The sequence below is a fragment of the Brenneria sp. L3-3C-1 genome (genome assembly GCF_016456245.1).
Lineage (GTDB): Bacteria > Pseudomonadota > Gammaproteobacteria > Enterobacterales > Enterobacteriaceae > Brenneria.
On the sequence record NZ_JAEMHF010000003.1, the window covers coordinates 127,369 to 141,782 of the forward strand.

At 54.1% G+C, this 14,414-nt stretch carries 14 protein-coding genes; 3 read left to right on the forward strand and 11 right to left on the reverse strand.

Annotated features, from left to right (window positions below):
- The first annotated feature begins 14 nt into the window (after positions 1 to 14).
- Positions 15 to 809 (forward strand): aliphatic sulfonates ABC transporter ATP-binding protein, encoded by a 795-nt coding sequence (gene ssuB / locus JG725_RS09890; RefSeq protein ID WP_172290538.1) that lies wholly within the window; start codon positions 15 to 17, stop codon positions 807 to 809.
- Positions 810 to 980: 171 nt separating this feature from the next.
- Positions 981 to 1,238: a YdgH/BhsA/McbA-like domain containing protein gene (locus JG725_RS09895; RefSeq protein ID WP_199377827.1), complete on the forward strand. Its 258-nt coding sequence runs from the start codon at positions 981 to 983 to the stop codon at positions 1,236 to 1,238.
- A 98-nt stretch (positions 1,239 to 1,336) separates the two neighbouring features.
- Here JG725_RS09895 and JG725_RS09900 read toward each other — a convergent pair whose 3' ends face one another.
- From JG725_RS09900 to JG725_RS09925, 6 genes are all read right to left on the reverse strand, one after another.
- Positions 1,337 to 3,136 carry an ABC transporter ATP-binding protein gene (locus JG725_RS09900; RefSeq protein ID WP_172290540.1) on the reverse strand — a complete coding sequence of 600 codons (1,800 nt, stop codon included), beginning with the start codon at positions 3,134 to 3,136 and terminating at the stop codon, positions 1,337 to 1,339.
- 10 nt (positions 3,137 to 3,146) lie between these two features.
- Positions 3,147 to 4,058 carry an ABC transporter permease gene (locus tag JG725_RS09905; RefSeq protein ID WP_199377829.1) on the reverse strand — a complete coding sequence of 304 codons (912 nt, stop codon included), beginning with the start codon at positions 4,056 to 4,058 and terminating at the stop codon, positions 3,147 to 3,149.
- Positions 4,058 to 5,032, reverse strand: a complete 975-nt coding sequence (locus tag JG725_RS09910) for an ABC transporter permease (protein ID WP_172290542.1) — start codon at positions 5,030 to 5,032, stop codon at positions 4,058 to 4,060. The genes JG725_RS09905 and JG725_RS09910 overlap by 1 nt, the downstream gene beginning before the upstream one ends.
- Entirely contained in the window at positions 5,032 to 5,985 is a 954-nt protein-coding gene (locus JG725_RS09915; RefSeq protein ID WP_199377905.1) for a nucleoside hydrolase, read from the reverse strand. Before JG725_RS09915 ends, JG725_RS09910 begins: the two co-directional genes overlap by 1 nt.
- Position 5,986: 1 nt before the next feature.
- On the reverse strand, positions 5,987 to 6,940 hold the full coding sequence (locus JG725_RS09920) for a nucleoside hydrolase (RefSeq protein ID WP_199377831.1): 954 nt from the start codon (positions 6,938 to 6,940) through the stop codon (positions 5,987 to 5,989).
- Between the two features lie 98 nt (positions 6,941 to 7,038).
- The gene (locus JG725_RS09925; RefSeq protein ID WP_172290544.1) at positions 7,039 to 8,589 is read right to left on the reverse strand and encodes an ABC transporter substrate-binding protein; all 1,551 of its coding nucleotides are present in this window, start codon (positions 8,587 to 8,589) and stop codon (positions 7,039 to 7,041) included.
- A 140-nt stretch (positions 8,590 to 8,729) separates the two neighbouring features.
- On the opposite strand from JG725_RS09925, the gene JG725_RS09930 reads away from it, so the two are divergent.
- On the forward strand, positions 8,730 to 9,626 hold the full coding sequence (locus JG725_RS09930; RefSeq protein ID WP_172290545.1) for a LysR family transcriptional regulator: 897 nt from the start codon (positions 8,730 to 8,732) through the stop codon (positions 9,624 to 9,626).
- 231 nt (positions 9,627 to 9,857) lie between these two features.
- Here JG725_RS09930 and yidA read toward each other — a convergent pair whose 3' ends face one another.
- The 5 genes from yidA to JG725_RS09955 form a co-directional block, all read right to left on the reverse strand.
- Positions 9,858 to 10,676: a sugar-phosphatase gene (gene yidA, locus JG725_RS09935; protein ID WP_172290546.1), complete on the reverse strand. Its 819-nt coding sequence runs from the start codon at positions 10,674 to 10,676 to the stop codon at positions 9,858 to 9,860.
- A gap of 147 nt (positions 10,677 to 10,823) precedes the next feature.
- A complete protein-coding gene (locus tag JG725_RS09940) occupies positions 10,824 to 12,266 on the reverse strand; it encodes a 6-phospho-beta-glucosidase (RefSeq protein WP_172290547.1) in 1,443 nt (480 codons plus the stop codon).
- A gap of 75 nt (positions 12,267 to 12,341) precedes the next feature.
- The gene (locus tag JG725_RS09945) at positions 12,342 to 12,671 is read right to left on the reverse strand and encodes a PTS lactose/cellobiose transporter subunit IIA (protein ID WP_172290548.1); all 330 of its coding nucleotides are present in this window, start codon (positions 12,669 to 12,671) and stop codon (positions 12,342 to 12,344) included.
- Entirely contained in the window at positions 12,671 to 13,978 is a 1,308-nt protein-coding gene (locus tag JG725_RS09950; protein ID WP_172290549.1) for a PTS sugar transporter subunit IIC, read from the reverse strand. Before JG725_RS09950 ends, JG725_RS09945 begins: the two co-directional genes overlap by 1 nt.
- A 16-nt stretch (positions 13,979 to 13,994) precedes the next feature.
- Positions 13,995 to 14,300, reverse strand: a complete 306-nt coding sequence (locus tag JG725_RS09955) for a PTS sugar transporter subunit IIB (protein ID WP_172290550.1) — start codon at positions 14,298 to 14,300, stop codon at positions 13,995 to 13,997.
- Positions 14,301 to 14,414: the final 114 nt, after the last annotated feature.

A 14,414-nucleotide genomic window follows, 5' to 3' on the forward strand; every position in this document is an offset into this window, starting at 1 on the left:
ATCGGGAGAACGTCATGACCGCCTTTATCTCTTCTCATGCGGCAATACCGTCGCCGATTTCCAAAGGCACGCCGCTAATACTGGATTCCATTACCAAGCGCTACGGCGGCCGCACCGTATTGGATGATGTGCGGCTACGTATCCCCGCCGGACAGTTCGTCGCCGTCGTCGGCCGCAGCGGCTGCGGGAAAAGCACGCTGCTGCGCCTGCTGGCCGGACTGGAATCCGCCAGCGGCGGCGCATTGCTGACCGGCAATATGCCGCTTGGCAGCGCCAGCGACAGCACGCGTCTTATGTTTCAGGATGCGCGGCTGCTGCCGTGGAAAAAAGTCATTGATAATGTCGGGCTGGGTCTGCGCGGCAACTGGCGAGCGCAGGCGCAGCAGGCGCTGGCTTCCGTCGGGCTGGCCGATCGCGCCAATGAATGGCCCGCCGCCCTGTCCGGCGGTCAGAAACAGCGCGTGGCGTTGGCCCGGGCATTGATTCATCATCCACGTCTGCTGCTGCTGGATGAGCCGCTGGGCGCGCTGGATGCGCTGACCCGTATTGAAATGCAGAGTCTGATCGAAAGCCTGTGGCTACAGCACGGATTTACCGTGCTGCTGGTCACCCATGATGTGGGCGAGGCCATTGCGCTGGCCGACCGCGTGGTATTGATTGAAGCGGGCCGGATAGGTCTGGATCTGAAGGTGGATCTGCCTCGGCCGCGTCGGCGCGGGTCGGCGAAACTGGCCGAACTGGAAGCGGAAGTGCTTGAGCGGGTGCTGACCCCCGCCTCTTCCTCGTTACCTCGACAAGCCGCGATATAACGAAACGGGAGCGGGAAAAAACGGATTTTCCCCGCCCATCCATTAAATCAAAAAAACTGAATGATTTACTCAATAAGCTCCGTTTTTCCTTTATCAAGTATCGGCGTAATATCCTCTCTATCGAAAGGCAATGACCTTTCACTTCAAATAACACAGAACAGGATATCCATCATGAAAAACGTAAAATTGTTCGCCGCCGCCGCCGTTCTTGCCACCGTTTCTTTTGGCGCTTCCGCTGCCGATTACATCTCTGCTCAACAGGCGCGGAATCTGGAAAAAGTGGGCGTGGTTACCGCGACCGCCCGCAACCTGGACTCGCTACAGGCGCAGTTGGCGGAGAAGGCTGAAAAAGCCGGCGCCAAATCCTATGCCATTACCTCCGCCACCGGTAATAACCAGTTGCGCGGCACGGCAACCCTGTATAACTAATGGCCTGTAAAGATAATCAAAAAAATTAAACGGACTTTCATCTATAATGATGAAAGTCCGTTTTTTCGTCAGCCGTTCCGGCGATGCTCGCCGTAATTTCAGATTTGCACAAAATGCCCGCGGGAGACTTCCCGATAGCCGCGCGCCGGGCTGATAAAGTCCGGCGGCCTCACCGGACTTTTCAACTCATCGCTAAACAAGGTGCGAACCGGTCTGGCCTCCGGGTCAGGGATCGGCACCGCCGAAATCAGGCGACGGGTATAATCATGCTGCGGATTATCGAAGATGGCGGCGCGCGGCCCGATCTCGACAATCTCCCCCAGATACATCACCGCGACGCGATGGCTTATCCGCTCAACGACCGCCATATCATGGGAAATAAACAGGAAAGACAGCCCCAGCTTCTGTTGCAAATCCAGCATCAGATTGATGACCTGCGCCTTAACGGAAACATCAAGCGCCGAAACCGATTCGTCGGCGATGATAATTTTCGGTTCCAGCGCCAGCGCTCTGGCGATACAGACCCGTTGCCGTTGCCCGCCGGAAAACTGATGCGGAAAACGTTCCGCCATCCAGTCCGGTAAACCGACCTGTTCCAGCAACGCGCTGACCCGGGCGCGAACATCCTTCGCGCTTGCCAGCCCATGAACCCGCAGCGGCTCGGCGATGGCCTCCCCCACCCGCATTCTTGGATTCAGACTGTCATAGGGATCCTGAAACACCATTTGGATCTGTCGACGACTGTCCGACAGGCTGTGCTTATCGGCAGTGAGGATATTCTGCCCTTGAACCAGAATTTCCCCGCTGGTGACCTCGGCCAGACGAATAATCGACCGCCCGGTGGTGGATTTCCCGCAGCCCGACTCGCCCACCAAAGACAGGGTTTCGCCAGGCCACAGATCAAAAGAGACGTTTTCTACCGCATGCACCCGCCCGGCCAGCCGGCGAAAAAAACCGGCGCGGATATCAAAGCGAGTCACCAGCTTTTTCACTTCCAGTATCGGCCTGTCGCCGGACAGGGTATTGACCGTCTCCGGTATCGGTTGCGGGGTTCCCGTCTGGAGATCGATCAACGGAAAACGCTGCGGCCATTCGGTGCCCGACATCGATCCCAACTTGGGTACGGCGGACAACAACATGCGGGTATAAGGGTGTTTGGGATGATGAAAAATCTCTCTGGTGGCGGCGTTTTCAACCATTTCGCCCTGATGCATCACCAACGTGCGATCGGACACTTCCGCCACCACGCCCATATCATGGGTGATAAACAGCACCGACATCCCTTCGTCTTCCTGAAGGGTTTTAATCAACGCCAGTATCTGCGCCTGAATGGTGACGTCCAGCGCCGTGGTCGGTTCATCGGCAATCAACAGTTGCGGGTTACAGGCCAGCGCAATGGCAATCACCACCCGCTGGCGCATACCGCCGGAAAAGCTTTGCGGATACTCGTTTAAACGCGATTTGGCGCCGGGAATTCGCACTTTTTCCAACAGACGAAGGGCTTCGGCCTTGGCTTGCGCTCTGTCCATCCCGCGATGCCGGCGCAACACTTCGGTAATCTGATAGCCAATCGGCAACACCGGGTTGAGGCTGGTCATCGGCTCCTGGAAAATCATCCCGATGCGGTTGCCGCGAATATTCTGCATTTCCCGCGAGGAAAGGGAGAGCAATTCCGTGCCGCCAAAGTGGATTTCCCCGCTCACCTGGCTTTGCCCGGCGGGCAGCAGCCGCATGATGGATTTCGCCATCACGCTTTTGCCCGAACCGGACTCGCCCACCACGGCGACGGTCTCTTTCTCACCGATAGTGAAGGAGAGATCGCGCAGCACATTCATCCACTCGCCGTTCACCTGAAAGGCGGTTGTCAAATGTGATACCGACATAATTGGCGACGTCATGTTGTGCCCCTTAGTTTCTTGGATTGAGGATATCGCGCAGCGCATCCCCAACCAGATTGATCGCCACAATCAGCAGCAGCAGCGTCAACCCGGGGAAGAAACTGATCCAGTAATCACCCGACATCAGGTATTCAAAACCGTTGGCAATCAGTAACCCCAGCGACGGCTCCGTCACCGGCAACCCGATGCCCAGAAAAGAGAGCGTCGCCTCCAGCATGATGGCGTACGCGATGCGCATCGTCGCCACCACAATCAACGGCGCCAGGCAATTTGGCAAGATATGCCGAAATAAAATCCGTCGATTGGATAACGCCATGCTGCGGGCGGCATCCACATAGCTTCGGCGGCGTTCGACCAACGCCGAACCGCGAATAGTGCGGGCATAATAAGCCCACTGGGTCACCACCAGCGCCAGGATAATCTTATCGACGCCCTGTCCCAGCACCGCCAGCAGGATCAGGGCAATCAGGATCGGCGGAAAGCTGAGCTGAATGTCGACGATACGCATAATCATCGCGTCCGTCCTGCCGCCCACATAGGCGCTGATTAACCCCAGCGAAGCGCCAATCAGCAGGGCGAACACCGCGCTGGAAAAACCGACCATCAGACTGATGCGGGTGCCGTAAAGAATGGCGCTGAACAAGTCGCGCCCCTGATCGTCGGTGCCCAGCCAATAGCTCATGCCGCCGGCGCTGCTCGCGCCGGGAGCCAGACGGCCTTCCATAATGTCCAACTGCATCAGGTCATAGGGGTTTTGCGGTGAAATAATCGGGGCGAATACCGCCAGCAGAATAAAAATCCCCAGAATGATCAGGCCGCACAGCGCCAGCCGGTCTTTGGCGAGCGCAATCAGAACCAGCGAGAAAGCCGAATAAACTTTCTCCTGCCCTGCCGCGCGCTGATGTACGCTATTGGTGGACATCAGTTATTCCCTCCCAGCCGCACTCGCGGGTCAACCAACACATACAGCAGGTCGACGAGCAGGTTAATCACGCTGAACATCACCACGGTTATCATCAGATAGGCCAGGATCACCGGCCTGTCCAGCACCGCGATGGAGTCAATAATCAACTTACCCATGCCCGGCCAGGCGTAAATGGTTTCCGTCACCACCGCAAACGCGATCAGCGAACCCAACTCCAGACCGATAACCGTAATCAGCGGGATCAGGGTGTTGCGCAGCACGTGCACCAGTACAATCCGGGTTTCCGACAGCCCTTTCGAGCGGGCGAATTGCACATAATCCTGTTGCAGACACTCCATCACGCCCGCGCGCATCAAACGGATAATCAGTGAGATTTTAAACAAGGCTAAATTGAAGGCCGGTAAAATCAGGTGCTCAAGGCCGTCTTTGGTCAAAAAGCTGAAAGGAACGCCAAACCACTCGCCGGTGTGACCGCGACCGGACGCCGGCAGCCAACCGAGTTTGACGCTGAAAAACATAATCATCACCAGCCCGATCCAGAACGTCGGCAAACTGAAGCCAAAGATGGAAAAGGTCATAATGGATTTGGCAATAGCGCTGTCCGGCCGTAATCCGGCATAAATGCCCAGCGGAATGCCGACCACCAGCGCGATTATAAATGCCGTCATCGCCAGTTCCAGCGTGGCGGGCATACGTTGAAAAATCAACGTCAGGGCGGGCTGGTTGAAAATAAACGATTTACCCATGTCGCCCTGCAAGGCATTCCATACAAACAAACCGTACTGTTCCCACACCGGCTTATCCAGACCAAATGACTGGATGACCGCCAATCTTTCGGCGGGCGTCGCCGTCGCGCCCAGCAACATATCCACCGGATCGCCTACCAGATAAACCCCGACGAACACCAGCACCGACATGACGATCAGCGTCAAGATAGTCTGTCCGATACGGCTTAGCAGGTAGGCAATCATTAACTTTCCTCGGAACCGTAGCGGCTCAGGTAGTCGGCAAGCAGGGACAGGAAACCCTGTTCATCAATATCCCGCATCACCAGCGCATTCTCCGGCTGGCCGAGCTTGTGATAAAAATCGGCAAAAACATAACCCGCCGTTTGACCGGTAACCTGCACCCCGACGGCGGCGCTGACGCCGGTAAACAAGGCCGGCTTGAGTAGCCACGCCACCACGGTGGCATCATGGATAGGGCCGCCGTCACGGCCGAAACGGGCGACTTCGCTGCGGTCAAAGGTACGTAAAAGCGCGGCCAACGCTTTGCCGGGCGCGCCGCTGCGCCGTTCAATTTCATCAATCTGCGCCGGGCGAATCAGCGCCTGAAACGTCATATCCAACGGCATGATCGTCACCGGAACGCCGGCGGAAAAAACGATGGCCGCCGCGTGGGGATCGGCATACACATTGAAATCGGCCCAGGGAACCCGATTACCCAGCGCGCTAAACGCGCCGCTCATGGTCACAATCCGCCGAATGCCGCGCCCGACATCCGGGTGATGGCGTAAAGCCAACGCCAGGTTGGTCATCGGCCCCAGAGCGCAAATCGTAATCGGATTGTTCTCCGCCGCCGCCCGACGCGCCGTACGCACCAGAAAATCAACGGCATGTTCCCGCTGCGGAAGAAAAGACGTATCCGGCACCAGGTCAGGGGAAAATGCCCCGATATGGGCATATTTTCCGTATACCTGATTACGCACCAGCGGCCCGTGGGCGCCGGCATAAACCGGAACATCGTTTCTGCCGGTCAACCCCACCACCTTGCAGGCATTGGCGAGCGCGGACGCCAGGGGAACATTGCCCGCCACGGCGGTGATCCCCAACACCTCCAGTTCTGGCGCCGCCAGCGCCAGCCAGATGGCAATCGCATCATCCACGCCGGGATCGGTATCAATTATAATACGTTGCGCCACCATCTCAGACTTTCTCGGCATAGCGGGTCAACAGGTCGGAAAATAGCGCAAAAACCCGTTCGGCATCGACCTGGGTAACGACATCCACATTGGGCGGCCGGTCGGTCTTGCCGTACCAGTCGGCGACGGTCTGCCCCATGCAAAGCTCACTTTCGTGCTCAATGTAAACTCGCGCCTTTTCGGTGCGAAAACACGTCGGCGCCAGCATCCAGGCGATCACCAGCGGATCGTGCAGCGGCCCGCCGCGCGATCCGTAACGGCGAACATCGTTACGATCCCAAAAGGCCATCATCTCGCCCAACGGGACGGCGATGCGCCCGGCAAGCGCGATAAACCGCGCAACGTGGTCGGGCGTCAGAATCACCTGATGCGTGGCGTCCAGCGGCAAGGCGACGATGGCGATCGAGGAAGAGAACACCACATGCGCGGCGTGCGGATCGGCCAGCATATTGAACTCCGACGTCAGGCTGCGATTACCCGCCTGGCGATAAGCTCCGCCCATCATCACGATGCGCTCGATGCCGCCGACAATGTCGGGATTCAGACTTAGCGCCATCGCCAGATTGGTTAACGGCCCCAGCGTACATAACGTTATGCGCTTGCCGGAGGCGACCGCCTTTTCACATTGCTCAATAATGAAACTCACCGCATGCTGTGGTTCGGCCTGCTTTTGCGGCGCCGGTAATACCGTATTGCCCAATCCGCTTTCACCATGAAACTGCCCATGAATAGGCTCCCGGAAAAGCGGACGATGACAGCCCGCATAAACCGGAATGTCCGTTCGTTTCCCCAGTTCGGTAATCTGTAAAGCGTTACGAACGGTACGCTCCAGCGGTTGATTGCCGCAAACCGCGCAAATCCCCAGAATATCCAGCTCAGGCGCGACAAACGCGCTTAACAGCGCGATGGCGTCATCGATACCCGGATCGCAATCAATAATAATCGGTACGGCACTCATCCGGTTATCGTTCCTTTATTCTTATTTTTTATCGAGTTAAAGCACAAACGGACGCCAGACCGCGACAAATGCACGCTTGCCCGGCCCTGTTTCAACCGTTATTGCGCGGAGCGGACAAAATACGGCAGCGTGTAAGCGTCCGAGCGCCCCACATAGGTGTACTGCTTTTTCATCGCCCAGGTGTTGGACAGGAACATCACCGGGATTACCCCCAGATCGTTCATACCGATATTCATTGCCTCGGCCAATAGCGTTTCCCGCCGCGTGCTATCCAGCGTGGAGCGCGCTTCGTTCAGCGTTTTATCAAAGACAGGATTGGAATAACGACCGCGGTTGCCCTGGCCGGCATGGGGGCCGAAGGTTTCCAGCAATGGCCCCAGTACGCCGGAGGCTTCCCCGGTTTCAATCGCGGCGCCGCCCATAATCAAGCTGAATTCAAGACGGGATGCGCGCGAAAAATAGACGCTGCCCGGCATCGTCACCACATCGGTTTTGATACCGACGCGGGTAAACATCTGACCGATGGCCTGAGCAATTTTAGAATCATTGGGATAGCGATCGTTCGAGGCGTGGAATGTCAGCGTAAAACCGTTGGGGTAGCCCGCCGCCGCCAATTCCTGCTTAGCTTTCTCCGGATTGTAAACCGGCGCGGGAATGGAAGCGGAATACCCGAAATACCCCTTCGGCACAAGCTGAGAGGCCTCAACCGCTTGCCCCTCCATAACACGCTCGACGATTGCCTGGCGATTAAGCGCTAAAGACATCGCCTGACGAACTTCTTTTTTTAGTAATGGATTCTTGCCATCGGGACCTTTAGCGAACGGTGATTCGTCTCGCTGTTGGTCCATGTGCAAGTAAATAATACGATTCCCTGGTGTTGAAATCGTTTGTAGCTGATTGTTGTTTTCAATATTACGACTGTCGGCTGTTGGAACGTTTTCAATCATGTCCACATCACCGGATAAAATTGCTGCTACACGCGCACTACTGTTTTTAAACACGCGGATTGTGACTTTGTCCCATTCCGCTTTTTCCCCCCAATAATTGTCATTACGTTCAAGGACAACTCGGTCATCAGGGACCCAGGAAACAAACTTGAAAGGCCCGGTGCCAATTACGTCTTTGCCGGAATTCAGCGTTTCCGTCGGTACGGTCTCAAGCCGGGCGGGTAAAATGGAAACCCGGCTTAAATTATTCAACAGCAAGGGCGAAGGCGCCTTGGTGATAATCTGAAGCGTTAACGGATTTATTTCTTTAACTTCAGCAATATCACTTACATAAGGAGCATATGAGCTCGGGCTGTTTTTTGATGCCAGCGCAATCCGTTTTATACTGGCAATCACATCTTTGGCAGTGAAATCACTACCGTCATGAAACTTTACCCCTGGACGTAAGGTGAATTCCCAGGTTTTATCATCAATAATTTTCCATGATGTCGCTAAAGCAGGAGAAATTTGTTGTTTTTCATCCTGTAAAACCAGAGCGTCGAAAATATTGCGCGCCATTGCGCTATTTGGTCCACCCACATAAAACTGAGGATCCATTGACGTTGTGGATGAAGCCAGCCCAATATTCAGATCGGCGCTATATACCAAAGGCGAAGACGAAAATAAAACGGCAAAACATACGGCAAGCGTTGATTTTTTCATTCAATAAACCCTCTATTCCATGATTGATTTATGAAGTGTATTAAATATTATGATTCTGAGTCTATGCGCTAGATTGAATAATGAAAAATTGCATTTTGTGTTAAATTGATAACTAAATATTATGTTTGGGAGTGGGAAAGATGCGTATCAATCCCCGTCAGGTTGAGGCTTTTCACAAAGTTATCCTTACCGGTGGGATCACAGCAGCAGCCAATATGATGCATATCACTCAGCCTGCGGTGAGCCGTCTGATTCGCGACTTTGAATACGCTCTAAACCTAAAGCTGTTCGATCGAGACGGGCGGGGCCTTATTCCCCGAGCCGAAGCGATGAAGCTCTATCGGGAAGTGGAGCGTCTGTATCTGGGGCTGGATCACATTGCCCTGATTGCCGACGAAATCCGCCATGCCAAGGGCAGCGTGCTGCGCATCGCTTCCGTTCAGGCCTTGTCCTTTCTCTGCTCTGACGACGTGTTGCCTTCCGTAATCAGCAAATATCCTGATATCACTTTATTTTTAGATATAGAAAGCACCAGTCACATCACCAAGGCGATCGCCGGCAACCAGTACGATGTCGGCTTTATTTTTGGTCAGATCGGCACAAAAGGTCTGGAAGCCGAGACGCTGGCCGACGCCAGCGTGGTCGCGGTGCTCTCCATGGATCACCCGCTTGCCAAAGCGGAGACGATCACCATCGCCGACTTAATGCGCTATCGTGCGATTCTGCCGGGCCGCACCACGCCGTTACGGGCGGAAATCGATCTGTCGATCAGAAAAAACCTGGGGTATTTACCTAACCCGATTGAAACGTCAATGGCGAACTGCTGTGTATTGGCCGCAAAAAATATCGGCATTGGCGTAGTGGATTTCGTTACGGCGCTCAATAGCCAATCCCCGATTATCGTTAAACCGTTTAATCCCGATATAAAAATGGCCTATTGTGCGGTTTATCCGCCACAAATTCCCAGAAGTCAGTTAGTTAATCACATCACTCAGTTGATGAAAGAAAAAATAATCGACTGTCTGGCGTTAAAATAATACCAGACGGCAGCGACATATATTTTACCCATGACTTCATTGGCGAAAATATCGGGAATATATTCCCTGAAATAAATAGCAGGATAATAATTATAAATAATCAGCTCTACCGTTGATGAACCCGCCGTAAGAGTGGGACACAAGAAAGCATCCCATCATAACCCCTCGGTAGGAGTAGGCCCGGGTATCCCAGGCCTACCGGCGATTTTGTCAGCCGCAGGGCGGAGGCGGTTATTTGGCGTTAAGCACAAACTTCTCAATCGCGTAAGCCACGCCGTCTTCCATATTGGTTTTGGTGACGAACTGGCTGGCGGCTTTAATCTGATCGGTTGCATTGCCCATCGCCACGCCAAGCCCGGCATAATGAATCATCGCCAGATCGTTTTCCTGATCGCCCAGCGTCATGACGCTTTCACGGGGAATGTTGAGGTGCTCGGCCAACATTTTTACCCCTTCGCCTTTATTGACCCGCTTATCCAGAATTTCCAGATAATATTCGGCGCTCTTCAGGATGGTATAATTCTCGAATGCTTCCGGCGGGATTTGACTGATAGCCCGATCCAGCACCGGCGGCTCATCAATCATCATCACTTTCGGGAACGTCAGGCGGCGATCCATCTCTTCCACCGTCCGATACTTCAACGGCATGCCGGTCAAATGCGCTTCATGAACGGTGTAAGCGCTGATGTCTTTATTCGCCGTATAGACAAAATTGAAGTCCAGGGCGTGAAAGTGGACGTTGAGTTTACGCGACATCGCCTCGAAGTAGAGATAATCATCAAAGCTAAGCGTGGTTTGCGCCACACACTCGCCATTCACGGTACGCTGCACCAGCGCCCCGTTGTTGGTGACGCAATAGCAGCCTTCCTGCTGTAAATCCAGCTCTTTCAGGTAACGTTCCACGCCAATAAACGGGCGGCCGGTGGCTAACACCACCTGTACGCCTTGCTCCCTGGCGGCGGCGATAGCGGCTTTTACGGCGGGTGAGATTTGATTTTGGGGCGTCAGCAGCGTCCCATCCATATCGATTGCAATTAATTTAATAGACATAATTTTCTCAGCATCAAATTATCTGTTTCATGCTAACGCGATTCAGTGATGAAGTCGCCAGCGAAATGCGGCATGATGACGCGCAAACGGCGCATGCAAATAAAAAAGCCGCGCTGGCCGCACGGCTTACCTCGTCAATCCTTCTCGCTACAGATCGGCGCCATTGCTGGCAATCACTTGCTTATACCAGTTAAAGCTCTTTTTGCGGGAGCGCCGTAACGTACCGGTGCCATCATCATGTTTATCGACGTAGATAAAGCCATAACGCTTGCTGTACTGGCCGGTGGTAAACGAAACGCAGTCGATACAACCCCAGGGGGTATAGCCCATTAGGTCGACCCCGTCCTCCAGCACGGCTTTCTTCATCTGTTCAATGTGCGCGCTGAGATAGGCGATACGATAATCGTCGTGGATTTGCCCATCCGCCGCCACTTTATCGACCGCGCCGAAACCGTTCTCCACAATGAACATCGGCTTTTGGTAACGCTCGTAGAAGCTATTCAGCGTGTAACGCAGCCCCACCGGATCAATCTGCCAGCCCCATTCCGAAGCGGAAACGTGCGGATTTTTCACCGCCCCCGGAAAGCCTGCGATGGCATCATCCACTTCCTGGTCTTGCGCCGCTTTCTGTACGGCATTACTCATGTAGTAGCTGAAGCCCAGATAATCGGCGCAGCCGTCACGCAGGGTTTGTTCGTCTTCCGGCTGCATATCGATGTGATAGCCTTTTCTGGCCCACTCTTTCAAGATATACGCCGGGTAATAGCCGCGTAATTGCACGTCGCCAAACAGATGACGCTCACGCATCGCCTCCTGGGCGAACATCACGTCATCCGGATGACAAGACCACGGGTAAAGCGGCACCAGCGCCAGCATACAGCCGATTTTGAAGTCCGGATTGATCTCGTGCCCCAGCTTCACCACTTTGGCGCTGGCCACAAACTGGTGATGCAGCGTCTGGTACATCGCCTGTTCAGGATTGTCGTGCTCGGTGAACACTACGCCGGAACAGCAATAACCGAACAGCGGGTAACGCCAGTTGCGCTGGTTGTTGATTTCATTAAAGGTCATCCAGTATTTCACTTTGGACCGATAGCGCTTCATCACTACGTCACTGTAGCGTACAAAGAAATCCACCACTTTACGGTTCAGCCACCCGCCATACTGTTTGACCAGATGATACGGCATCTCGAAATGAGAGAGGGTAATCACCGGTTCAATATTGTGTTTCAGCAGTTCATCAAACAGATCGTCATAGAATTGCAGCCCGGCTTCATTCGGCTCCTGCTCGTCGCCATTGGGGAAAATGCGCGTCCAGGCGATGGAGGTCCGAAAACATTTAAACCCCATTTCCGCCAACAGCGCGATATCCTGTTTATAGTGGGAATAAAACTCTACCGCCTGATGATTGGGATAGCTGAATCCGGGCTGTACCCCATCGGTTATCACACGATCCACGCCGTGCGCGCCGCCGGACAATACGTCGCAAATACTGACCCCTTTCCCACCTTGATCCCAACCGCCTTCAACCTGATGCGCCGCTACCGCGCCGCCCCACAGAAACTCTTTCGGTAACTGCTGAACAGACATCTCATATCCTTCTTTGCTTATGATGAAATAAACCGGCGTCACGCCGTTGAAATCGTGGCCGCTGCGCTTCGCCGTCTACGTCGCCGGGGGCGTAAGCGCGGCAATCTTCCGATGTAAATAAATAAGCTCTTCAACCAGTTCACGGCACAGCATCGCGTTCATCAGGTGATCTTGCGCATGGATCAAAATCAGATTGACCGGTATTTTTCCACTCCCCTCATCCGCGCCAATCAGCGTCGTCTGCATCCGATGAGCTTTACGAGCGGCGCCGGCAGCCTCGGCCAGCAGCGCGTCAGCCTTATCCCAGTCCTGTTTTCTGGCGGCGCTCAGCGCTTCCATCGCGTTGGAGCGCGCTTCTCCGGCATGGATAATCAGTTCCATTATGGTGTTTTCATCCAGTTCCATCAGCGCGCCCCCTCGGTTTGTGCGCCGTCTTTTTCCTGCGCTAAAAGCTGGCGTTCATACAGTTTGAAAAACGGGTAATAAATCACCGACGACACAATAATCAATACCCCCACCAGCACCACCGCCCGCCAATCCCAGCCGGTGGACCAGGCCGCGCCGATCGGCCCCGGCGTCGTCCAGGGCGCCAGCGCTATCACATGGTTGACCAGATCGGTTCTGGTGGCGGTATAGGCAATGACGGCGTTAACCAGCGGCGCGGCGATAAAAGGAATAAACAACAGCGGATTCATCACCACCGGCGAGCCAAAAATAACCGGTTCATTGATGTTGAACATACTGGGCACCACGGCCAGCTTGCCGATCGAACGCAGGTGCGCGGAACGGCTGCGCAGATAGAGGAACACCAGCCCCATAGTCGAACCGGAACCGCCCACCACAATAAAGAACTGCCAGAAGGGTTCGATAAAGATCTGGGTGATGGGCTCGCCCGCATTGAGCGCCTGCTGGTTGATGCCCAGGTTGGTCAGCCAGAAAGCCTGCAAAATACCTGTCACAATCACCGCGCCGTGGATCCCGGCAAACCACAACAAATGGCACAGCAGCACGGCGATCAAAATAGCCGGCAGCGAATCCGAGGCGGAGATAATCGGCGCGAAGATCGCCATAATCGCCTGCGGCAGCAGCATGTCAAACTGGCTTTGAATAAGCAGACTGAGCGGGAACAGCGTCAGGAAGATGGCGAGGATCGGAATGAGCAGGTCAAAAGACTGGCGGATCTTCGGCGGCACCTGCTCCGGCAGCCGGATACCGATATTACGCTTCTGGAGGAAATGCATTAACTCGGTGGTATAGAGCGAAACCAGGATCGCCGTAAATATCCCTTCGCCCCCCAGCGACCCCACCGGTAAGCTGCCGCCAGCCTGCGGCGCCGCCACCACCAGAAACGACATCAGCGATAAACTGGCCGCCATAAAGCCATTCATCTTATAGCTTTGCGCCAGGTTATAGGCAATTGCGCCGACAATATAGAGCGCCATGATCCCCATGGTCATATTGTAGGGCATCATAATCTGTTCGCTATGGCGTGCCACCACCCCTAACCACCACCGGGCGAACGCCCACTGGCTGTCGGCGCTAAAAGGGGGATGAGCAAATAGCAGCATAAAGGAACCGACAATCAAAAATGGCATGGAGGCGATAAAACCATCTTTAATTGCCACAATATGGCGTTGACTGGAAATTTTTACGGCAACCGGACTGATACGGTTTTCAATTACGCTGAATAATGACTCACTGAATGTACTCATTATTATTTCCCATAATTTAGCCGATCATCGCCAGCGCATCGTTGAGAACTTTTTCACCATTCATCATTCCATAATCAATGATATTGATAACGGCGATAGGCTTGTTTTGCGCAGCGGCAATCACTTTAAATTCCGCCAGCTTATATTTGATCTGCGGCCCAAGCAGACAGCAGTCATACTCTAAAATCGCCTCATTAAACTCTTCAAAACCAACAGCTTTTATCTCGACGGCGATCCCTTTTTCCCGCGCGACTTTTTCCATGCGCTGAACCAACATGCTGGTGGACATACCTGCTGCGCAACAGAGTAAAATCTTATTCATCCTGCACCTCACCGCTTAATTTTTTTATTATTCAAGCAACATAACAAGCAATGTGCAACCGGTTTCATATTAAATTCTTCGTTTTTTGAACACGATCATGGATAAGATTTATCA

Coding starts and splice junctions, on each gene's coding strand:
- ssuB (WP_172290538.1), top strand. CDS start 15: ATGACCGCCTTTATCTCTTCTCATGCGGCAATACCGTCGCCGATTTCC.
- JG725_RS09895 (WP_199377827.1), top strand. CDS start 981: ATGAAAAACGTAAAATTGTTCGCCGCCGCCGCCGTTCTTGCCACCGTT.
- JG725_RS09900 (WP_172290540.1), bottom strand. CDS start 3,136: ATGACGTCGCCAATTATGTCGGTATCACATTTGACAACCGCCTTTCAG.
- JG725_RS09905 (WP_199377829.1), bottom strand. CDS start 4,058: ATGTCCACCAATAGCGTACATCAGCGCGCGGCAGGGCAGGAGAAAGTT.
- JG725_RS09910 (WP_172290542.1), bottom strand. CDS start 5,032: ATGATTGCCTACCTGCTAAGCCGTATCGGACAGACTATCTTGACGCTG.
- JG725_RS09915 (WP_199377905.1), bottom strand. CDS start 5,985: ATGGTGGCGCAACGTATTATAATTGATACCGATCCCGGCGTGGATGAT.
- JG725_RS09920 (WP_199377831.1), bottom strand. CDS start 6,940: ATGAGTGCCGTACCGATTATTATTGATTGCGATCCGGGTATCGATGAC.
- JG725_RS09925 (WP_172290544.1), bottom strand. CDS start 8,589: ATGAAAAAATCAACGCTTGCCGTATGTTTTGCCGTTTTATTTTCGTCT.
- JG725_RS09930 (WP_172290545.1), top strand. CDS start 8,730: ATGCGTATCAATCCCCGTCAGGTTGAGGCTTTTCACAAAGTTATCCTT.
- yidA (WP_172290546.1), bottom strand. CDS start 10,676: ATGTCTATTAAATTAATTGCAATCGATATGGATGGGACGCTGCTGACG.
- JG725_RS09940 (WP_172290547.1), bottom strand. CDS start 12,266: ATGTCTGTTCAGCAGTTACCGAAAGAGTTTCTGTGGGGCGGCGCGGTA.
- JG725_RS09945 (WP_172290548.1), bottom strand. CDS start 12,671: ATGGAACTGGATGAAAACACCATAATGGAACTGATTATCCATGCCGGA.
- JG725_RS09950 (WP_172290549.1), bottom strand. CDS start 13,978: ATGAGTACATTCAGTGAGTCATTATTCAGCGTAATTGAAAACCGTATC.
- JG725_RS09955 (WP_172290550.1), bottom strand. CDS start 14,300: ATGAATAAGATTTTACTCTGTTGCGCAGCAGGTATGTCCACCAGCATG.